Here is a 19,096-nt window from a genome sequence, read left to right as displayed (position 1 = left end):
CATGAAAAAGTCCCTAGCCGCCCTCACCGCCGTCTTCACCCTTGCCGGTAGTGGCATGACGTTCGCCGCAAGCACCACAGAGCTGACCGTCACAGGCATGATCACTCCAAGCGCCTGCACCCCAAGCCTGTCCGGGAACGTGAATTACGGCAAGATTTCGATAAAAGACCTCGACCCCAACACCCCGACACACCTGGACCCCATCACGATACGACTCAACGTTCTCTGCGATGCTGCCACGTTAATTGCGTTAAGAGGCACCGACAATCGCTCCGGGTCGTCAACCATACTCGACGGCTATGGCTTGGGCCTGACAAGCAACAACGTCAAAATCGGCAACTTCACTCTTTCCCTTGAAAACGCCGTGGCCGATAACGTCGACGTTACGCCCCTCCAATCATCTGATAACGGTCAAAACTGGCAGGTCATTGGGAACGCTATCTGGCAGGGAACGACGCTGGCGGCGTTTGGCATTCCTGGGAATCCACAGCCGACCATGATCCAGAATCTGAATACGGACATTGTGGTGATCGGCCAGATCGACAGAGCCATGGGTTTTCCCTCGGAAGAAACGCCAATCGACGGTTTAGCCACGATTGAGGTCGTGTACCTGTAACTCTTCTTCCACACAGGGCATTCCCCCTAGAGGTTATTCGATCCATGGATAAATCGACCCCTGCAGTATTGGCGGCACTGCTGATCATCTACCTGCCTCAAGCCTCTGCCGCCAGCAGCACCGACCTCAACGTCTCCGGCATGATTACGCCGAGCAGTTGCACGCCCACGTTGTCCGACGGGGGGGCGATTGACCACGGCAAGATCACCGTCAAAGACCTCAATCAAGACAGGCACACACTGCTGCCCCCTGACACCTTGCAGTTGAATGTGCGGTGCGAAGGCTCGACGTTGTTTGCCTTGACCACGCTCGACAACCGTGGCGGCACGGCGGTGATTCCCAACCACCACGGCCTGGGCACAACCCCCAACGATGAAAACCTGGGCAGCGTTGCGCTGGTATTGAGTAACCCTGTAGCGGACACACTGGCGGTGCGCACCATCGTGTCCCTGGATGGCGGCACCCAATGGGCCGCAGGTTCGCATTTAAGCCACCTCAGTCTGCTCGCCATCGCTTCGATGGATGACCCTCCCCGGCCGATTGCGGTGACGACCTTCGATGCGGACATTGTGTTCTACACCCGGATTGCCCGCGCCGACAGCCTGACCCTTAACGATGAAGTGCCCGTCGATGGGCATGTGACCGTGACCATGCGTTATCTGTAATACCCGTACATCCCTGTACACCCTGTATCCCGACCCCGTCAAAGGAGCGTTAACCGACATGAAAAAACTACTCTGCACCAGCGTCGCTGGCCTGCTGATTGGCAGCGCTTTGCCGGCGTTTGCCGCGTCCACCACCGACCTGACCGTCAAAGGGATGATTGTGCCCTCGGCCTGCACGCCGAGCCTGACGCCAGGCGGCACCATCAATATAGGCCGGTTTTCGGTTAAAGACCTTAACCAGGATGCCCAAACGCGTCTGACCCCAGTTACCTTGCAACTGAGTATCAACTGCGAGGCACCGACGCTGTTTGCAATGACTGCCACCGACAACCGCGTCGACTCCAAAACCAACGTAATCGAACTGGGCCTCGGAAAAACTGCCGCCGGCGAGCCTATCGGCGGCTATACCGTGTACCTCGACAAGGTCATCGCCGATCAGGCCATCGTCCAGCCGATTGGGTCAATGAACAACGGCAACACCTGGTTCCGCATGTTTGAAGACGAAGGATGGCAAACCGACATGCTGGTCTCAATTAAACAACCCGGTGTAGTACCGGTGGCGCCTATTCCGGCCAAGGACACGCAGATGGAATTCTTGGTAAACCCGTTCATCCATCCGGCCAAGAATCTGACCATCTCCCAAGACACAGGTATTGATGGCTCGGCCACGATCAGCGTCGTGTACCTGTAACACTGGCGCTTGGCTGTACGCCCGTACCATCCGCGAGCGCCTCGGTTCGGTCAGCCTGTCGGTGCACGGGTCGGTTGGCGACGCGCAGCCGCTGCAACCCCTGATCTCGCCCGACAAGGGCGAGAACTGGACGCCGGATCCGTACATGTATCCGGGCCAGTAGCTGGGGTTTGCCCGAGCGGGCGAGACACTACCGGCGCCCATCCGGCAACTAGTGGCCTCCCTGCGGGTAGACACCTCGATCAGCCCGGCCAACACCTTGACGCTCAACGAGCGGGTGCCCCTCGATGGCTCGATCACGTTGGACCTGCGGTACCTCTAACTAACACCGCGCCGCCGATGCCCGGTTGATTCACCGTGTGCAGGGCGGCCTCTCTGAAGAGACCTGTCATGAAACTGTTTTTTTCCGTTTTTCGCTGGGGCCCCGGGCTCTGCTGTGCTGTGCTGGCAGCACTTGGCGCAACCGCCGCGCGTGCCGATGGCATGGTCCCGGACACATCGGTGGTGATCGTCAACGAGGCTGACGGCGAAGCCAGTGTGTCGGTGACCAACACCGATAACAAACTGGCCCTGTTGCACGTGACTCTCGAAGACATTCCCGAGGACAAAAATACGCTGTTGTTCGTGACACCACCGCTCACACGGGTCGAAGCGTCCAAAAGCCAGCTGGTGCGGTTCATTCTGCAAACGGGCGAGCCGTTGAAAACCCAACGCCTCAAACGCGTGATTTTCGAAGGCATGCCTGCCCAACGCGACCCCGCCAAGGCCGGACGCGCCCAAGTGGGCGTGACCGTACGCCAGAATTTGCCGGTGATCATTCATCCCAAGGGGCTCGCGCCTAATCGCACGCCCTGGCTGGGCCTGACCTGGACCTTGAAGGCCGACCAGCTCAGCGTCCACAACCCCACGTCGTATGTGGTGCGCATGGCTCAGGAACTTCAATTGATGCCGGGCAACGGCGCGGCAATGCTCCCGCGCACCTATGTGCTTCCCGGCGAAACACTGACCGTGACCGCCGGCGGTTCCGGCGCCACCCGCGTGCGCTTGCAACCTGCCACGGTGTATGGCTTTGCCGTCACCGCCCACGACGCGCCCATCACCCTGTGAAACAGCGGCGCCAGGGAAGCAAAGGCGCCAATAATAACGAAGTGGTCACCTACTGAAGGCCACCGGGAAAGCCCCCTGCCGCGATAGGAAATCCGAGTCGGGCCCTTCCCCCCCAAGAAGAGTGCACTTGTGTGAACACAGTCATGAGTTACCGTGACGGCAAAGCCGTGCCCGGCGTTTCACCACGCCTGGCACTAATGGCACTGGCCCTCTGTCCGGGCCTGCTGACACACCAGGCTTGGGCAGAGCCTCCCTCGACGGCCGCGGCCTTTGACCAGCAAACATTGCGCCAGCGCGGGATCGACCCTGAACTCGCGGGCCTGCTGATGCAGGCACCACGTTTCACCGAAGGGCTCCATGCGCTCAGCCTGACAGTCAACGGCCAACGGCGTGGGCGCGTCGATGTCAGCTTCGATCAGCAAGGCACGCTGTGCTTCGACCCGCTGTTGCTGGACGCCGGGCAACTGGTGACGCCGTCATCGGGCCCCGTAGAAGAAAGCAGCTGTTATGACTTTCTCCAGGACTACCCGCAAACCGTGATCGAGCCGGACCCGGCCAGCCTGAGCCTGGCGCTGGTGGTGCCCACACAGGCCCTGCGCCCGGTCACCCAGGACATTTCGGGGTATCACACCGGTGGGTTTGCCGCGTTGCTCAACTATGACGTGACCGGCCTGTACAACCGCTACGGCGGCGACTCCAACCGCTTCGGCTCGGCCAATACCGAGGTCGGTTTTAACGCGGGAGACTGGATTGTGCGCAGTCGCCAGGTGCAAACCTGGCAGGACAGTGTCTCCAGCACCACACACCTTGACGCCTACGCTCAACGCACGTTCGCCAGCCATCAGGCGGTGTTGCAGGCTGGGCAGATCAACCTCTACAACCCGGTACTCGCAGGCGCGCAAATCAACGGCATGCAAGTGCTCACCGAACAGGCGCTGCAAGACCAGAACCAGGGCGCGACCATCGATGGCATCGCCAATGGCCCGGCCCAGGTGGAGGTGCGCCAGAACGGGACCTTGATTCACTCCACAGTGGTGCCCGCAGGCCCGTTCACCCTGAGCAATGTGCCGCGCCTCAACGGGCGCTCCGACGTTGAAGTCACCGTCAAGGAAGCTACCGGCGAAGAACGCCGCTTCACCGTGCCCGCCGCAATGCTCGGACTGGGGCTACCGGCGCCGGGCTTCTCGGTTGCCGCCGGGCGGGTGCGCAATATCGGTGATGGCGAGGGGGTCGAGCCGTGGGTGGTGAGTGCCGGCTACAGTGCCGCGCCACACCCGCAGGTCAGCCTGGGCAGCGGCGTGTTGGCGGCCGAGGATTACCGATCGGCGGGCGTGAGCCTGGGGCTGTTGCCCTGGCAAGACAGCCAGGTGCAATTCAGCGTGGTCGCCTCCGAGGCCACTCGACGTACCCGCGAGCGCGGTGTGCAGACCGACTTGGCGTGGTCGCAGAAACTGAGCGACCGCTGGTCAGTCACGGCGGCCAACTCCTGGCGCACCCCGGGCTACCGCGACCTCACCGAGTCGACCTACACCACCGACACCCGCGAGCAGCAACGTTCGCGCTACCGCGACCAGCAGAGCGCAACCACCTCGTGGTCGCACCCATGGCTGGGGGCATTCAGCGCGGGGGTTTCGCGCTCGTCCTCGTTCCAGGGCGACAGCAGCAGCCGTGCCTTGGCGTCGTGGGGTACCCAGGTCGCTGGAATGTCGGTGTCCGCCACCGCCGAATGGCACATGAGCGGTCGCCGTTACAACGACGACAGGGTGTACCTGACGCTCAGCGTGCCGCTTGGGGAAAATCGCCGTGGCCGCGCGTGGATACGCAATGCCGGCGGCGAACACCACACAGGGCTGGGCCTGAATGAACAGATCAACGATCAGTTGGCCTATCGGGTCGGCGTCGAACGTGACTCGCGCGACCGCGAAGTCGAATCATCCGTAGGCGTGTCCGCGCTGCCGTACTACAGCCAAATGGACTTCAACTACACCCGCTCCGATGCCGAACGCTCCAGCTACCAGGGCGGCGCACGGGGCGCCGTGGTGTTGCACAGTGACGGCGTGACGTTCTCACCCTACCCGGTGCGCGATACCTTCGCTGTACTGTCGATAGGCGACATGGCCGGCATCAAGGTCAACACCCCCAGCGGCCCGGTGTGGACCGACTGGCAAGGCCAGGCCGTAGCCTCCCAGCTCAGCGCCTACGGACGCAGCCCACTCGAAGTGCAAACCCGCTCACTGCCGCGCAATGCCGATATCAACAACGGCCTGGCTGTGGTGACGGCCGGGCGCGGCGCGGTGGACCGCGTCGAGTTCGGTGTAGCCCTGACCCGTCGAGCACTGCTGACCCTGGACAGACCCGTGCCAAGAGGCTCGACGGTGACCACCGAAGACGGCGAATTCATCACCCTGGTCCAGGAAAACAACCAGGTGTTCCTGCCCGATGTCCTCGACACCCGCACGCTGTGGATCAAAGCCCCCGACCAACGCCGCTGCCATTTGCGCTTCGAGTTGCCGGCCAAGGCCGACCCACACGTGTACTACGAAACGGCCCCAGCCCGCTGCCAGACCCCTTGAGGAAAAGCCTATGAAGCTTCACCACTGCCTCACAGCCTTGCTGCTCTGCGCCAGCGCGGTACAAGCCCAGGACGAATGCCGCTTGGACCTCAGCGAATCGCGCCTGGACTTCGGCCTGATGAACCGCGCCGTTCCACCGACCTCGGCAGCAGAACGACTGCTGGGCGAACGGCAATTGTCCCTGACCTTGAACTGCCCGCAACCGCAGGACATGAGCCTGTTCTACCGTGCTATGGCCGCCGGCATCGAGCGCCTGCGTTTCACCGACGGTGGCAGTTACCAACTGCACGTGCGTGACGGCGTGCTGGATGGGCGCACCGTTGAACTTGGCTTGCTCGCAGGCCAGGGCCAGGCGCCGAGCCTGGTCGGCGCAAATCTGAGCTGGCGTGCCGACCATGGCGTCGTGCCGATGATCGATGGCCAACCCGCCATGGGCCGCAGCTTTTCGGTACAACTGCAGGTCAGCGCCTGGGCCCGCGAGGAGGCCGTGCGGGTGCGCGACGCTGTGACCTGGGAAACCTCCGGCCTGGTCGATGCTCCCGCCTCGGGGCGCTCGCGGGAACTGAGCCTGCAAGCGCGCTTCGCGCCGGCGGCGTGCACGCCCAGCCTGTCCAACAATGGCGCCGTGAACTTCGGCAAATTGTCAGTCGGCGACCTGAACCACGACAAAGACACCGCCCTGCCGGAGCGACCGCTGACCCTCACGGTGACCTGCGACGGTCCAGCGCCCTTTGCACTGGTGATGCACGACAACCGCGAAGGTTCCGCCACCGGAGGCCTCGATGAAACGGCCTATGGTCTGGGCCTGGACACTCGCGGGCAAAAAATCGGGCGGTATTACCTGCTTGCCGACCCGACCCAGGCAACCGCCGACCATCTGCCCCAGCTGTATCGGACGGGCTCCACCACCGGCGGCACAGCCTGGAGCAGCGCCAGCGCCAGCCCACTACCTCTGGGCGCGCGCAGCTTGCTCGGCTTCACCGGTACAGCCGGCGGCACCGACGGCCCCCACGCCCTGCAAACCCTCAGCGCGCTACTGAACCTGAAGGCCGTTATTGCGCCACTCAACACCCTGGACCTGAGCAATGAGGTGCGACTCGACGGTTCGGCCACCCTTGAAATCATCTATTTCTAAGCAACATCGGAGCCCACATGTTTTATCGATACCTGATTCTCACAACCATTTTTCTAAGCGTTCTGGCGCACGCGGGCTCCACCACGGAGCTGAGCGTCACCGGCCGGATCACGCCCAGTGCCTGCGAGCCGACCCTGAGCGCTGCTGGGCAGTACGACCTGGGCAAGATTTCGGCCAGGGATCTGAACGTCGCCCAGCCAACCCGACTAACCGCGCATGAGCTGCAACTGAAAGTCACTTGCGAAGCCATGACCCTGCTAGCCCTGGAGACCAGAGATAACCGATCCGGCTCCAGTTACAGCGATAGGCCCTATACATTCGGCCTGGGCCTGATCAACGACGCAATCAAGCTCGGCTACATGACATTAGAGCTCAACTCCATCACGGCGCAGGGAACGCCGATGTACGCCCTCGGGTCGACGTGGGCGGGCTGGAGCCCGACGTCAATTTTGTCGCCCAAATTCCTCACAGCATTCACTCCCGACAAATCAATGGTCGTCCCAGCGCCGGTCCAGCTATTGAACGCAAACGTGCAGATCGTCCCAACCATAGCCCCTGCAAACACACTGCCGTTAACCGAAGAAGTACCCATCGACGGGTTCGTAACCCTGACTGTGAAATACCTATAGGAGCTACCCCATGAAAACGTCACTGATCTTTCTGACCGCCGCTGTAGGGCTGGTCAACGTTTTACCGGCCCATGCCGCCTCCACCACCGACCTGAGCGTAAAAGGCCTGATTACACCGGCCTCCTGCACACCGATCCTGTCGGGCAACGGCAGGGTCGAGTTCGGCAAAATCTCCCAGCAAGACCTCAACCTCACCACCGGCAAGCGCCTGCCACGCAAATCGCTGAATCTGACGCTCACCTGCAACGGCCCAGTACAGTATGCGTTGCGCATGCGCGACAATCGCGACGGTACGGCCCACGTCAACAGCGAGATTTTCTATGGACTGGGCCTCGATAACAGCGGCAACAAGATCGGTTTGTATTCGTTGAGCTTCGACCCCAAGCAGACCGCGGCCGATAGCTGGGCGCCGGTCTATGGCACTGAGTCCACCGTCGGCGGCCTCGCCTGGCGCATGGCCAACCTGAAACCCATCGATATCGGCGCTCGAAGCCTGCTCGGCTTTACCGACATCGAGGGCAGTACCGCCGGGCCGGCAGCAATTCAGAACCTCACCAGCACCCTGACCCTGGAGGTGGTGATCAACGCCAAGCAGAACCTGGACCTGAGCACCGACATCATGATGGACGGCTCAGCGACCCTGGAGGTGTTGTATCTCTAGATTTTCTCGCTGCTGACACCGACGTACTTCGCCCGCCCGGCACCGAGGCCCGCCACGATCGCGCCCAGGCCAATCAGGGCGAACACCCAACCGGTGGCGGCCCAACCGCCGGTCCAATCGTGGATCAGGCCCACCGCCAACGGCCCGAGGGACGCCAGGGTATAACCGATGCCCTGGGCCATGCTCGACAGGTTGGCCGCCACGTGAGCGTCCCGCGAGCGCAGCACGATCAAGGTCAGCGCCAGGCTGAAGGTACCGCCCTGCCCCAGGCCCAGCAGGATTGCCCAGCCCCATAAACCGTCGATCGGAGCATACAGGCACCCGAACAGACCGCCGAGGGTCAGCACCATCACCACCACGATGGCCAGGCGCTGGTCCTTGCCGCGCGTGGCCAACCATGGCGCGGTGAGGGCGCTGAGCAATTGCACGATGATCGAACCGGACAGCGCCAACCCGGCTTCGGTGGGGCTCAGGCCACGACTGATCAGGATCGACGGCACCCAACCAAACACGATGTAGGCCAGGGACGACTGCAGGCCCATGTACAGCGTCACCTGCCAGGCCAACGGGTCACGCAGAAGGCCCTTCACGCGGTAAGCGACGCGATGCGCACCGTGTTTCTGACCGACTTGCGGCAACCAGAACAACGCCGCCAGCAGTGCTGGCGCAATCCAGAAGCCCAGACCGATGTTCCAACTGTCACCAAAATAATGGCTGAGCGGCACCGTGGCCCCCGCCGCCAACGCCGCCCCCAGGCACAGCGCCATGGTGTAGACGCCCGTCATAGTGCCGGCCTGCTTGGCGAAGTCACGCTTGACGATACCCGGCAGCAGCACGCCAATGATGCCGATGCTTGCACCCGCGATCAGGCTGCCGGCAAACAGCCCGACTTCACCGAATGAGCTGCGCAGGAGGATGCCGGCAGCCAGTGTCAACAGAATCCCCAGTACGACGCGCTCGGCGCCAAAACGCCGGGCAAGTATCGGTGCCAGGGGCGCGAACAACCCCAGGCACAGCACCGGCAAGGTGGTCAGCAGGCCGGCTTTGGCGGCGGACAGGCCCAGGCTGATCGACACGTCGTTGAGCAACGGCGACAAGCTCGACAGCGCTGGGCGCAGGTTCAGTGCCACCAGCACCAGCCCGAACAGCAACAGCCAGAGACGGCTGACCACCGGAGGGGCGTGTTGCACCACCTCGTCGTCGGCTTCGGCGTCGATCAACAGTTCATCAAGCTTGGTTTCAGGGTTCATTGATCAACTGCCGGCAGAGGGATTTGGCACGTTCCGGGTCTTGATGCTCCACGGCATCGAGCAACGCGATATGCAGGTCGAACACCGCCTGGCGACGAGGCGAGATGGTGAGGGTCTGGCGCAACTGGGCGCCGACAATGGCTGAGAAATACTGATACAGCTCACTCAGCGCCGGATTGTGCGCCGCATCCACCAAGTGTTTGTGGAACACCAGGTCGGCGCTGATATAGGCCTCCAGGTCGCCGTGGTAAAGCGCGGCACTGGCATCGAGGGCTTCACGCAGCTTTTTCAGGTCTTCGTCGGTGCGGCGCAAGGCTGCCAGGCTGATCGCCTCCACTTCCAGGATCTGCCGCGTTTCCTGCGCCTGCGCCAGGGTGCAGTGGGACAACGCCCGCATCGTGCCCAGCGGGTCGGTCATCGAACGCAAATAGCTGCCGTCGCCCTGGCGGATCTCGATCAAGCCGGAAAACGCCAACACACGCATGGCTTCGCGCACGGTATTGCGGCTGATACCGAGTTCGGCGGACAGCTCCGGCTCGGTGGGCAGGCGTTCGCCGATGGCCCACACGCCCTGGCTGATGCGCAAGCGCAGTTGCTCCAAGGCCTGATCCACCAGGGAGCGTTTGATCAGGGGGGCGATGTCTGTCATGGGATTTGCACTTTCGTCCAATCATAGGATGAATTTTCCTACAGCCTATTCGGAGTTGCCTACAAAGGCAACGCACTAGGGTTCTTAGGCAGGAAAAGGAGCAGTATTTTCGATTGGTAAAATTACCCTCTGAGGGTAATTATTGGACTCAGGTGTCTTATGGAAAAGTACACACCTCATTACGATTTGGCGGTGATAAAGGCGGATGTGAGGCGGCTTGGCAGGAGAGCTTTTACCCAGACAGCACAACGGTGCGGCCGGGAACTCCACTCCAGTATCAAGGAGATGCAGCATGCCATCTATGAGTTACAAAACTGGATGTTGTACAAGTCGATGACCACTCATAGGGACCATCGAATTTGGCAGGACGTGTATCACACGCACTCAAAAGATAGGGAGATTTACATCAAGGTCACTTACTCCCCGGACGGTGATCTCCTTCAAGGAGAAGAACCTATGAAGGTAAAAAATTGCTACATCTGTGGCGCCCCCGACGCATTGCATTATTTCGAGGGCCGCAGTGAAACCATGAGGGTCAAAGGTATGGAGCGCCGGGTAGACAATCTGTCCGGCTGGGAATGTCACGAATGCGGCGACGGCTTCTGGGACCCCGACACCGATAGTGCGGATCGTTATGGAGAAGCAGGCGATGAACTCGTCATAGCGGCCCAAAAGATGATTGGCGCTGAGATGAAACGTATCCGCCGCAAATTGCACCTTACCCAAAAAGAGGCGGTGAAATTGCTGTCCGGTGGCGGCCACAACGCTTTCTCTCGCTACGAACGTGGCGAGCTTCTTCCCCCCAAGCCGCTGGTATTATTGATGCGGTTATTGGATCGTCACCCGCATTTGCTGGCGGATGCAGAAGTCTTAGCCGAAGGCGCTGACATGCGTGGCGCCTTCACCTACACCGTGAACAACGACGCTGAAGCACTCAAAGCGTCCTAGCCCCAAAAAAATAAACCCGGCACCAGGCCGGGTTTATTCATTCAACCTTCGATCAATGCAAAATCTGGCTCAAGAACAACTTGGTCCGATCATTCTGCGGGTTGTCGAAGAAGTCATTCGGCGCTGCCTGTTCCACGATTTCGCCCTTGTCCATGAAGATCACGCGGTTGGCCACGGTGCGCGCAAAGCCCATTTCGTGGGTTACGCACAACATGGTCATGCCGTCTTCGGCCAGGCCGATCATGGTGTCCAGCACCTCTTTCACCATTTCCGGATCGAGTGCCGAGGTCGGCTCGTCGAACAGCATGATCTTCGGCTTCATGCACAGCGCACGGGCAATCGCCACGCGCTGTTGCTGGCCGCCGGACAGTTGCCCCGGAAACTTGTGAGCCTGCTCCGGGATACGCACGCGCTCCAGGTAGTGCATGGCAATTTCCTCGGCCTTGCGCTTGGGCATCTTGCGCACCCACATCGGCGCCAGCGTGCAGTTCTGCAGGATGGTCAGGTGCGGGAACAGGTTGAAGTGCTGGAACACCATGCCGACTTCGCGGCGGATCGCTTCGATCTGCTTGAGGTCGTTGGTCAGTTCCACGCCATCGACTACGATGCGGCCTTGCTGGTGTTCTTCCAGGCGGTTGAGGCAGCGGATGGTGGTGGACTTGCCCGACCCCGACGGGCCACACAGCACGATACGCTCGCCCTGCTTGACGTTGAGGTTGATGTCTTTCAACACGTGGAACTGGCCGTACCACTTGTTGACGCCCTGCATCTGGATAATGCCTTCAGGGCTCACAGGCTGTTTGATCGCTTCGCTCATAACAACAACTCCTAACGCTTGTGGCCTGTGTCGAGCTTGTGTTCCAAATGAATGGAATAGCGCGACATACCAAAACAGAAAATCCAGAACACCAGGGCCGCGAACACGTAGCCTTCGGTGGCCATGCCCAACCATTTTGGGTCGGCGGCGGCTTGCTTGACGCTGTTGAGCAGGTCGAACAGGCCGATGATGATCACCAGGCTGGTGTCCTTGAACAGCGCAATGAACGTGTTGACGATGCCAGGGATCACCAGCTTCAGGGCTTGCGGCAGAATCACCAGGCCCATGCTGCGCCAGTAACCGAGGCCCATCGCCGCAGCGGCTTCGTACTGACCTTTTGGAATCGCCTGCAGGCCACCGCGCACCACCTCGGCCACGTAGGCCGACTGGAAGAGGATCACGCCAATCAATGCACGCAGCAATTTGTCGATACCCATGCCCTCAGGCAGGAACAACGGCAGCATCACCGAGGACATGAACAGCACGGTGATCAACGGCACGCCACGCCAGAATTCGATGAAGGTCACGCAGACCACTCGAATCGCCGGCATATTCGAACGCCGTCCCAACGCCAGCATGATGCCCAGTGGCAACGCGCCGGCGATGCCGACAGTGGCGATCACCAAGGTCAGCATCAGGCCGCCCCATTGGCTGGTCGCCACGTTGGTCAGGCCGAAGATCCCGCCGTGCAGCAGGAAGTAGGCAATGATCGGGTATAGCACCAGAAAGCTCAGGCCGTAGACCGCCTTGCGCTGGAAGCGCGAGATGAACAACGGCGCCACGCCAACAATGGCCAGCCACACGGTAAGGTCTACGCGCCAGCGCAGGTCGCCGGGGTAGTAGCCGTACATGAACTGCCCGAAGCGCTGTTGGATAAACACCCAGCAGGCGCCTTCCTTAGTGCAATCGGCGCGCGTGGTGCCAACCCAGTTGGCATCCAGGATTGCCCAATGCAGGATCGGCGGCACCACCAGGTAGATCAGGTAAAACGCCAACAGGGTCAGCAGGGTGTTGAGCCAGCTGGAAAACAGGTTGGCGCGCATCCAGGCCATCGGCCCGAACACTTTGTTCGGCGGCGGCATATCCGGTTTGAAAGTATGTGAACTCATGGGCGTTTCCTCACCGCTCGATCAGCGCAATGCGCTTGTTGTACCAGTTCATCAGCAAGGAAATGCTGATGCTGATCGCCAGGTACACGCTCATGGTGATGGCAATGACTTCGATGGCCTGGCCGGTCTGGTTGAGCACCGTGCCGGCAAACAGCGAAACCATTTCCGGGTAACCGATACCGGCGGCCAGCGACGAGTTTTTCGCCAGGTTCAGGTATTGGCTGGTCAGCGGCGGGATGATCACTCGCAGTGCCTGCGGAATGATGACCTTGCGCAGCGTCGGCCCAGGGCGCAGGCCCAGGGAGCGCGCGGCTTCGGTCTGGCCATGGCTGACGGACTTGATGCCCGAACGCACGATCTCGGCAATAAACGCTGCCGTGTAGACGGTAAGCGCCAGGGTCAGTGCCAGCAGTTCAGGGATGAGTACCCAGCCGCCGACAAAGTTGAAACCCTGCAGCTTGGGCATTTCCCAGTGCAGCGGTGCACCGAAGATCAAGGCGCACAAGGCCGGGATCACGATGAACAGCGCCAGGCCCGCCCAAAACTTATGGAAGGGGACGCCGGTGGCTTCAAAGCGCTTGTTGGCCCAGCGTGCCATCAGCACGATTGCCACGATGGCAACGACGATGCTGACCACGAACGGCCAGAAACCGTCAGCGGCAATCGCTGCCGGCATGTTCAGGCCACGGCTGCTGACAAAGAAGGTATCGCCGAAGTTATGGCTGTTGCGCGGCCCCGGCATGGTCAGGAACACCGCGAAGTACCAGAACAGGATTTGCAGCAGTGGCGGAATGTTGCGGAACACCTCCACATACACGGTCGCCAGCTTGTTAATCATCCAGTTCGGCGACAGCCGCGCCACGCCGATGACGAACCCGAGCAGCGTCGCCAGGATCACGCCGATAAACGTCACCAGCAAGGTGTTGAGCAAACCGATCACAAACACCCGGGCATAACTGTCCGATTCGGTGTAATCGATCAAATGCTGCGCGATGCCGAAGCCGGCACTGCGCTCAAGAAAGTCGAAACCCGAGGTAATGCCTCGGTGCTGAAGGTTGGTCTGGGTATTGTTGAAGAGGTACCAGCCCAGCGAGACCACCGCCACAATCGTGATGATCTGGAAGAGCCACGCACGCACTTTGGGGTCGCTGAAGCTGAGCTTCTGCTTGGGTGCGCCGATTTGTTTTTGCATGAAATGCCCCGAAAATAATGGAACAGAACATCACCCGGCGGTTGGCCCACCGGGTGACAGAACCATCAGCGATCAGCGCACAGGGGGTGCGTATTGAATGCCGCCGTTGTTCCACAGCGCGTTCAGGCCACGGTCGATTTCCAGCGGGGTGCTCTTGCCCAGGTTGCGCTCGAACACTTCACCGTAGTTACCGACTTGCTTGACGATCTGTACGACCCAGTCTTTCTTCACTTTCAGGTCTTTGCCGTATTCGCCGTCAGCACCGAGCAGACGGGCAACGTCGGGGTTCTTGGTAGACTTGGCTTCAGCTTCAACGTTTTTGGAGGTGATACCGGCTTCTTCAGCGTTGAGCATGGCGTAGCCCACCCAGCGCACGATGGCCAGCCACTCGTCGTCGCCGTTACGCACGACTGGGCCCAACGGTTCTTTGGAAATGGTTTCCGGCAGAACGACGTAGTCTTTCGGCGCGGCCAGCTTGCTGCGCTGGGCGAACAGTTGGGACTTGTCGGAGGTCAGCACGTCGCAACGACCGGATTCCAGCGACTTGGCGCTTTCGTCGGAGGTGTCGAAGGTGATTGGGGTGTATTTCAGGTTGTTGCCGCGGAAGTAATCGGAAACGTTCAGCTCAGTGGTGGTACCGGCCTGGATGCAGATGGTTGCACCGTCCAGTTCCTTGGCACTTTTCACGCCAAGCTTGTTGTTTACCAGGAAGCCGATGCCGTCGTAGTAAGTGATGAAGCCTGGGAATTTCAGGCCCATGCCGGCGTCGCGGGAGCTGGTCATGGTGGTGTTACGGGACAGAATGTCGACTTCGCCCGACTGAAGCGCGGTGAAACGCTCCTTGGCGTTCAACTGGCTGAATTTGACCTTGGTAGCGTCGCCGAAAACGGCAGCGGCCACAGCGCGGCACACGTCAGCGTCAATCCCGAGGATCTTGCCGCTGGCATCCGGCACCGAGAAACCCGGCAGGCCGTCACTCACGCCACATTGCACAAAACCTTTCTTCTGCACGGCATCCAGAGTGGCGCCGGCTTGGGCGAAACCGCTGGCACCCAGTACGGCCGCCGCAGAAACGATGGCCAGGGTGGATTTCAATACCTTCATTCAAACCTCCAGTTGCTCTTGTTGTGTCGGAGCTAGAACCTCAGCGCACCCTTATGAGGCGATATTGACCCGTGTTGGCTTTTTTTGGGGTCAAGCGGCATGAAGTTGTCGCAGTAATTCCAGGTTCTTTCCCACAAGCGGCAGGCACTGATAGTGTTACCGTCGCAGGAAAGTTCTGACATCGACCTACACATAGCAAGGCGCGTACCAGAGTGCTGGCTGAGCCGTTTCGGCCCATGAGCAAGTGCAAAAGATTCAGCCTTGCGACATTCTCTTAACAGATCGACAAGCCACGCACCGTTCCGTCGCACTTAATCGGAGCGCACGCACATTAATGGAGCAGACATGACCGACCCCTTGATTCTTCAGCCCGCCAAGCCCGCAGACGCCTGCGTAATCTGGTTGCATGGCCTGGGTGCCGATCGCTATGACTTCCTGCCGGTGGCCGAAGCGCTGCAGGAAAGCTTGCTGAGCACCCGCTTCGTTTTGCCCCAGGCACCGACCCGTCCGGTGACGATCAACGGTGGCTACGAGATGCCCAGTTGGTACGACATCAAGGCCATGAGCCCGGCCCGTTCGATCAGCCTGGAAGAGCTGGAAGCCTCGGCCAAAATGGTCACGGATTTGATCGAAGCGCAGAAAAGAACCGGAATAGACGCGTCGCGGATTTTCCTCGCCGGTTTTTCCCAAGGCGGCGCCGTGGTTTTCCACACCGCGTTTATGAATTGGGAAGGCCCGTTGGGTGGCGTGATCGCCCTCTCCACCTATGCCCCGACTTTCAGCGAAGAGCTGGAATTGTCCGCCAGCCAACAGCGTATTCCCGCCTTTTGCCTGCACGGCCAGTACGACGATGTGGTGCAGAACGCCATGGGCCGCAGCGCCTACGAGCATTTGAAGAGCCGTGGTGTCACCGTGACATGGCAGGAATACCCAATGGGCCACGAAGTGTTACCCGAGGAGATCCGCGATATCGGCACGTGGTTGACCGCACGCCTGGGCTGAAAACCGGCATCAATGTAGCCGTATGACAGACGCACTACGCCGCGCCCGTTTCTTGCATTACACTGGCCGGCGTACATTCCTTAACCAATTAATGAGATCACCGTGCTCGAAGCACTCAAGAAGATGTTCGGCAAAAGCGAGGCCGAGCCGCTCGCGCCTGTTCCCAGTGCTACTGCCCCGACTGCCGGCAGCCGCAATGACGGCCAACAGCTTGGCCGGACCGAGCCTGTCGCCCAGCCCAAAACGCCTACGGTGACACCGCCTGAACCGGCACAAGAAGCCGCACCGGCCCCAAAACCGCGCCGTGAGCGCGCGCCAAAACCGCCGGTGATCCCATGGAAACTCGAAGACTTCGTCGTCGAGCCCCAGGAAGGCAAGACCCGCTTCCACGATTTCAGACTGGCGCCTGAACTGATGCACGCCATCCAGGACTTGGGTTTCCCGTACTGCACGCCGATCCAGGCGCAGGTACTGGGCTTCACCCTGGCCGGCAAAGACGCCATCGGCCGCGCCCAGACCGGCACCGGCAAGACCGCCGCGTTCCTGATCTCGATCATCACCCAACTGCTGCAGACACCACCGCCGAAAGAGCGCTACATGGGTGAGCCGCGCGCACTGATCATCGCCCCGACCCGGGAGCTGGTGGTACAGATCGCCAAGGACGCCGCCGACCTGACCAAGTACACCGGCCTCAACGTCATGACGTTCGTCGGCGGCATGGACTTCGACAAACAGCTCAAGCACCTCGAAGCTCGTCACTGCGACATCCTGGTAGCCACGCCGGGCCGACTGCTGGACTTCAACCAGCGCGGCGACGTGCACCTGGACATGGTCGAAGTGATGGTGCTGGACGAAGCCGACCGCATGCTCGACATGGGCTTTATCCCACAAGTGCGTCAGATCATTCGCCAGACCCCGCCGAAATCCGAGCGTCAGACCCTGCTGTTCTCCGCGACCTTCACCGAAGACGTGATGAACCTCGCCAAACAGTGGACCACCGACCCGTCCATCGTCGAGATCGAAGCACTGAACGTCGCCAGCGAAAACGTCGAGCAACACATCTATGCGGTGGCCGGTGCCGACAAGTACAAGTTGCTCTACAACCTGGTCAACGACAACGGTTGGGAACGCGTGATGGTATTCGCCAACCGCAAGGATGAAGTACGCCGCATCGAAGAACGCCTGGTACGTGATGGTGTGAACGCTGCGCAACTGTCCGGCGATGTGCCGCAGCACAAGCGCATCAAGACGCTGGAAGGTTTCCGTGAAGGCAAGATCCGCGTGTTGGTGGCTACCGATGTGGCCGGGCGCGGGATTCACATTGATGGCATCAGCCACGTGATCAACTTCACCCTGCCGGAAGTGCCGGATGACTATGTGCACCGCATTGGCCGTACCGGTCGTGCCGGGGCTGCGGGGGTGTCGATCAGCTTTGCTGGGGAAGATGACTCGTATCAGCTGCCGTCGATCGAGGCGCTGTTGGGGCGCAAGATCAGCTGCGAGACGCCGCCGACGCATCTGTTGCGCCCGGTAGAACGCAAACGCCCAAGCTGAATACGCAAACCCTGTAGGAGCCGGCTTGCCGGCGATGTGGCCTCAAGCCTTGCACTGTTCTCACGGTCGTCATCGCCGGCAAGCCGGCTCCTACAGAGGTATGTTTATTTCCAGCGATCTGCAGCTGCCTGATCGCTGTGCCGCCCCTCCACCCAACGCGCGCCCTCACTGGTATTTTCCTTCTTCCAAAACGGCGCCCGCGTCTTCAGGTAATCCATCACAAACGCGCAGGCATCAAACGCTGCCTGGCGATGGGCACTGGCTGCCCCAACAAACACAATCGGCTCGCCCGGTTCCAGCGCGCCAATGCGGTGCAGCACTTCCAGCTTGAGCAACGGCCAGCGCTGCTCGGCTTCCACTGCGATCTTGGCCAGGGCCTTTTCGGTCATGCCGGGGTAGTGCTCCAGGAACATTCCCGCAACATCCAGACCGTCATTGAAATCGCGCACATAGCCAACAAAACTCACCACCGCGCCCACGCCGACATTGGCCGCATGCATGGCGTTGACTTCAGCACCGGGATCAAATGCCTGGGCCTGCACACGAATGGCCATGATCAGCCTCCGGTCACGGGTGGGAAGAATGCTACTTCGTCACCTGCCTGCACCGGCTCATCAAGGCTGCACAGCTCTTCGTTGCGCGCGCACATCAGGCTGGTTTCGTTGAGCACTGCAAACTCCGGGTCACTGGCCAGCGCCAGACGCACCGCCTCGACAGTGGCGAAGTCGCCCTCCATCTCCAACGAATCAAAACCCACCGCTTCTGCGTAACGTGCAAAAAACAATACGTTGATGCTCATGCGTGGTCCGCCTTGAAGTGCCCGCTCTTGCCGCCCAGCTTTTCCAGAAGGCGAATGCTTTCGATGGTCATACCGCGATCCACGGCCTTGCACATGTCGTAGATCGTCAATGCCGCAACGCTGGCGGCGGTTAGGGCTTCCATCTCCACGCCGGTCTGGCCGGAGAGTTTGCAGCGCGCCAGGATGTGCACCGAGTCTGCGCCATCGGCGCTCAGTTCGACCTTGACGCTCGTCAACATCAACGGGTGGCACAGGGGGATCAAGTCACTGGTTTTCTTCGCAGCCTGGATCCCGGCAATGCGGGCCACGGCAAACACGTCGCCCTTGGGATGGGCGCCGTCGACAATCATTTTCAGCGTCTCGGGCAACATGCGCACGCGCGCTTCGGCTACCGCCTCGCGGAACGTCACGGACTTGTCAGTGACGTCGACCATGTGGGCGCGACCTTGGGAATCGAGATGAGTCAGCACAGGGATACTCCTGATCAGGAGCATCGATTGTAAACCCGTGGGTCAATTTTGCGCACGGCTGATTGTGCGTAGGAGCCGGCTTGCCGGCGATGGCGTCCTCGAGGGCCCCATCGCCGGCAAGCCGG

The 19,096-nt window shown here is 60.7% G+C and carries 21 protein-coding genes and 1 pseudogene; 13 read left to right on the top strand and 9 right to left on the bottom strand.

Annotated features, from left to right (window positions below):
* Position 1: 1 nt before the first annotated feature.
* The 9 genes from ACP7C6_RS23705 to ACP7C6_RS23665 all read left to right on the top strand — a co-directional run bounded on the left by ACP7C6_RS23705 (position 2) and on the right by ACP7C6_RS23665 (position 8,077).
* The gene (locus tag ACP7C6_RS23705; RefSeq protein WP_122686168.1) at positions 2-616 is read left to right on the top strand and encodes a DUF1120 domain-containing protein; all 615 of its coding nucleotides are present in this window, start codon (positions 2-4) and stop codon (positions 614-616) included.
* Between the two features lie 44 nt (positions 617-660).
* Complete coding sequence (locus tag ACP7C6_RS23700; RefSeq protein WP_028618949.1) at positions 661-1,281, top strand: DUF1120 domain-containing protein; 621 nt, start codon at positions 661-663, stop codon at positions 1,279-1,281.
* A gap of 58 nt (positions 1,282-1,339) precedes the next feature.
* Positions 1,340-1,972 carry a DUF1120 domain-containing protein gene (locus ACP7C6_RS23695; protein WP_426109306.1) on the top strand — a complete coding sequence of 211 codons (633 nt, stop codon included), beginning with the start codon at positions 1,340-1,342 and terminating at the stop codon, positions 1,970-1,972.
* The gene (locus tag ACP7C6_RS23690) at positions 1,938-2,135 is read left to right on the top strand and encodes a hypothetical protein (RefSeq protein ID WP_426109348.1); all 198 of its coding nucleotides are present in this window, start codon (positions 1,938-1,940) and stop codon (positions 2,133-2,135) included. Before ACP7C6_RS23695 ends, ACP7C6_RS23690 begins: the two co-directional genes overlap by 35 nt.
* Positions 2,136-2,362: 227 nt before the next feature.
* Positions 2,363-3,079, top strand: coding sequence for a fimbria/pilus chaperone family protein (locus ACP7C6_RS23685; RefSeq protein ID WP_426109305.1), 717 nt, complete (start codon positions 2,363-2,365; stop codon positions 3,077-3,079).
* Positions 3,080-3,222: 143 nt separating this feature from the next.
* Positions 3,223-5,652 (top strand): fimbria/pilus outer membrane usher protein, encoded by a 2,430-nt coding sequence (locus ACP7C6_RS23680; protein ID WP_426109304.1) that lies wholly within the window; start codon positions 3,223-3,225, stop codon positions 5,650-5,652.
* Between the two features lie 10 nt (positions 5,653-5,662).
* Entirely contained in the window at positions 5,663-6,787 is a 1,125-nt protein-coding gene (locus ACP7C6_RS23675) for a DUF1120 domain-containing protein (RefSeq protein WP_426109303.1), read from the top strand.
* A 17-nt stretch (positions 6,788-6,804) separates the two neighbouring features.
* Positions 6,805-7,416, top strand: a complete 612-nt coding sequence (locus ACP7C6_RS23670; RefSeq protein WP_426109302.1) for a DUF1120 domain-containing protein — start codon at positions 6,805-6,807, stop codon at positions 7,414-7,416.
* A 10-nt stretch (positions 7,417-7,426) separates the two neighbouring features.
* Complete coding sequence (locus ACP7C6_RS23665; protein ID WP_426109301.1) at positions 7,427-8,077, top strand: DUF1120 domain-containing protein; 651 nt, start codon at positions 7,427-7,429, stop codon at positions 8,075-8,077.
* On the opposite strand, the gene ACP7C6_RS23660 is transcribed toward ACP7C6_RS23665, so the two are convergent.
* Together ACP7C6_RS23660 and ACP7C6_RS23655 are read right to left on the bottom strand one after the other, a co-directional pair.
* Positions 8,074-9,327, bottom strand: coding sequence for a CynX/NimT family MFS transporter (locus ACP7C6_RS23660; protein WP_426109300.1), 1,254 nt, complete (start codon positions 9,325-9,327; stop codon positions 8,074-8,076). The two genes, ACP7C6_RS23665 and ACP7C6_RS23660, sit on opposite strands and share 4 nt — an antisense overlap.
* Positions 9,317-9,976, bottom strand: coding sequence for a FadR/GntR family transcriptional regulator (locus ACP7C6_RS23655; protein ID WP_122815121.1), 660 nt, complete (start codon positions 9,974-9,976; stop codon positions 9,317-9,319). Before ACP7C6_RS23655 ends, ACP7C6_RS23660 begins: the two co-directional genes overlap by 11 nt.
* A 159-nt stretch (positions 9,977-10,135) precedes the next feature.
* Between ACP7C6_RS23655 and ACP7C6_RS23650 the strand changes: the two are divergent.
* Positions 10,136-10,436, top strand: a pseudogene (locus ACP7C6_RS23650) (type II toxin-antitoxin system MqsR family toxin).
* Positions 10,433-10,924 (top strand): type II toxin-antitoxin system MqsA family antitoxin, encoded by a 492-nt coding sequence (locus ACP7C6_RS23645; protein WP_308908373.1) that lies wholly within the window; start codon positions 10,433-10,435, stop codon positions 10,922-10,924. The pseudogene ACP7C6_RS23650 and the gene ACP7C6_RS23645 overlap by 4 nt, the downstream one beginning before the upstream one ends.
* 52 nt (positions 10,925-10,976) lie before the next feature.
* Here the strand turns inward: ACP7C6_RS23645 and ACP7C6_RS23640 are convergent, their stop codons facing one another.
* The 4 genes from ACP7C6_RS23640 to ACP7C6_RS23625 form a co-directional block, all read right to left on the bottom strand.
* Positions 10,977-11,741, bottom strand: a complete 765-nt coding sequence (locus ACP7C6_RS23640) for an amino acid ABC transporter ATP-binding protein (protein ID WP_003171943.1) — start codon at positions 11,739-11,741, stop codon at positions 10,977-10,979.
* Between the two features lie 11 nt (positions 11,742-11,752).
* Complete coding sequence (locus tag ACP7C6_RS23635; RefSeq protein WP_068937386.1) at positions 11,753-12,850, bottom strand: amino acid ABC transporter permease; 1,098 nt, start codon at positions 12,848-12,850, stop codon at positions 11,753-11,755.
* Between the two features lie 10 nt (positions 12,851-12,860).
* Positions 12,861-14,042: an amino acid ABC transporter permease gene (locus ACP7C6_RS23630; RefSeq protein WP_016978214.1), complete on the bottom strand. Its 1,182-nt coding sequence runs from the start codon at positions 14,040-14,042 to the stop codon at positions 12,861-12,863.
* 72 nt (positions 14,043-14,114) lie between these two features.
* Positions 14,115-15,146 (bottom strand): amino acid ABC transporter substrate-binding protein, encoded by a 1,032-nt coding sequence (locus ACP7C6_RS23625; protein ID WP_028618938.1) that lies wholly within the window; start codon positions 15,144-15,146, stop codon positions 14,115-14,117.
* 345 nt (positions 15,147-15,491) lie between these two features.
* On the opposite strand from ACP7C6_RS23625, the gene ACP7C6_RS23620 reads away from it, so the two are divergent.
* The gene (locus ACP7C6_RS23620) at positions 15,492-16,148 is read left to right on the top strand and encodes an alpha/beta hydrolase (RefSeq protein ID WP_426109299.1); all 657 of its coding nucleotides are present in this window, start codon (positions 15,492-15,494) and stop codon (positions 16,146-16,148) included.
* Between the two features lie 102 nt (positions 16,149-16,250).
* Positions 16,251-17,702, top strand: coding sequence for an ATP-dependent RNA helicase RhlB (gene rhlB / locus ACP7C6_RS23615; RefSeq protein ID WP_236318369.1), 1,452 nt, complete (start codon positions 16,251-16,253; stop codon positions 17,700-17,702).
* Positions 17,703-17,806: 104 nt separating this feature from the next.
* On the opposite strand, the gene moaE is transcribed toward rhlB, so the two are convergent.
* From moaE to moaC, 3 genes are read right to left on the bottom strand one after another with little or no spacing between them, the layout of a single operon-like run.
* Positions 17,807-18,256 (bottom strand): molybdopterin synthase catalytic subunit MoaE, encoded by a 450-nt coding sequence (moaE, locus tag ACP7C6_RS23610; RefSeq protein WP_028618935.1) that lies wholly within the window; start codon positions 18,254-18,256, stop codon positions 17,807-17,809.
* 2 nt (positions 18,257-18,258) lie between these two features.
* On the bottom strand, positions 18,259-18,501 hold the full coding sequence (gene moaD, locus ACP7C6_RS23605) for a molybdopterin converting factor subunit 1 (protein ID WP_028618934.1): 243 nt from the start codon (positions 18,499-18,501) through the stop codon (positions 18,259-18,261).
* Positions 18,498-18,971 (bottom strand): cyclic pyranopterin monophosphate synthase MoaC, encoded by a 474-nt coding sequence (moaC, locus tag ACP7C6_RS23600; RefSeq protein ID WP_028618933.1) that lies wholly within the window; start codon positions 18,969-18,971, stop codon positions 18,498-18,500. The genes moaD and moaC overlap by 4 nt, the downstream gene beginning before the upstream one ends.
* Positions 18,972-19,096: the final 125 nt, after the last annotated feature.

The sequence above is a fragment of the Pseudomonas sp. TWR1-1-4 genome, from assembly GCF_049897165.1.
Lineage (GTDB): Bacteria > Pseudomonadota > Gammaproteobacteria > Pseudomonadales > Pseudomonadaceae > Aquipseudomonas > Aquipseudomonas canadensis.
Note: the sequence above shows the minus strand (reverse complement) of the source record. Positions and strands in the feature narration are given on the sequence as shown.

What these genes read in the sequence shown, in the direction of transcription:
- ACP7C6_RS23705 (WP_122686168.1), top strand. Translation starts at nt 2, where the DNA reads ATGAAAAAGTCCCTAGCCGCCCTCACCGCCGTCTTCACCCTTGCCGGT.
- ACP7C6_RS23700 (WP_028618949.1), top strand. Translation starts at nt 661, where the DNA reads ATGGATAAATCGACCCCTGCAGTATTGGCGGCACTGCTGATCATCTAC.
- ACP7C6_RS23695 (WP_426109306.1), top strand. Translation starts at nt 1,340, where the DNA reads ATGAAAAAACTACTCTGCACCAGCGTCGCTGGCCTGCTGATTGGCAGC.
- ACP7C6_RS23690 (WP_426109348.1), top strand. Translation starts at nt 1,938, where the DNA reads ATGGCTCGGCCACGATCAGCGTCGTGTACCTGTAACACTGGCGCTTGG.
- ACP7C6_RS23685 (WP_426109305.1), top strand. Translation starts at nt 2,363, where the DNA reads ATGAAACTGTTTTTTTCCGTTTTTCGCTGGGGCCCCGGGCTCTGCTGT.
- ACP7C6_RS23680 (WP_426109304.1), top strand. Translation starts at nt 3,223, where the DNA reads ATGAGTTACCGTGACGGCAAAGCCGTGCCCGGCGTTTCACCACGCCTG.
- ACP7C6_RS23675 (WP_426109303.1), top strand. Translation starts at nt 5,663, where the DNA reads ATGAAGCTTCACCACTGCCTCACAGCCTTGCTGCTCTGCGCCAGCGCG.
- ACP7C6_RS23670 (WP_426109302.1), top strand. Translation starts at nt 6,805, where the DNA reads ATGTTTTATCGATACCTGATTCTCACAACCATTTTTCTAAGCGTTCTG.
- ACP7C6_RS23665 (WP_426109301.1), top strand. Translation starts at nt 7,427, where the DNA reads ATGAAAACGTCACTGATCTTTCTGACCGCCGCTGTAGGGCTGGTCAAC.
- ACP7C6_RS23660 (WP_426109300.1), bottom strand. Translation starts at nt 9,327, where the DNA reads ATGAACCCTGAAACCAAGCTTGATGAACTGTTGATCGACGCCGAAGCC.
- ACP7C6_RS23655 (WP_122815121.1), bottom strand. Translation starts at nt 9,976, where the DNA reads ATGACAGACATCGCCCCCCTGATCAAACGCTCCCTGGTGGATCAGGCC.
- ACP7C6_RS23645 (WP_308908373.1), top strand. Translation starts at nt 10,433, where the DNA reads ATGAAGGTAAAAAATTGCTACATCTGTGGCGCCCCCGACGCATTGCAT.
- ACP7C6_RS23640 (WP_003171943.1), bottom strand. Translation starts at nt 11,741, where the DNA reads ATGAGCGAAGCGATCAAACAGCCTGTGAGCCCTGAAGGCATTATCCAG.
- ACP7C6_RS23635 (WP_068937386.1), bottom strand. Translation starts at nt 12,850, where the DNA reads ATGAGTTCACATACTTTCAAACCGGATATGCCGCCGCCGAACAAAGTG.
- ACP7C6_RS23630 (WP_016978214.1), bottom strand. Translation starts at nt 14,042, where the DNA reads ATGCAAAAACAAATCGGCGCACCCAAGCAGAAGCTCAGCTTCAGCGAC.
- ACP7C6_RS23625 (WP_028618938.1), bottom strand. Translation starts at nt 15,146, where the DNA reads ATGAAGGTATTGAAATCCACCCTGGCCATCGTTTCTGCGGCGGCCGTA.
- ACP7C6_RS23620 (WP_426109299.1), top strand. Translation starts at nt 15,492, where the DNA reads ATGACCGACCCCTTGATTCTTCAGCCCGCCAAGCCCGCAGACGCCTGC.
- moaE (WP_028618935.1), bottom strand. Translation starts at nt 18,256, where the DNA reads ATGGCCATTCGTGTGCAGGCCCAGGCATTTGATCCCGGTGCTGAAGTC.
- moaD (WP_028618934.1), bottom strand. Translation starts at nt 18,501, where the DNA reads ATGAGCATCAACGTATTGTTTTTTGCACGTTACGCAGAAGCGGTGGGT.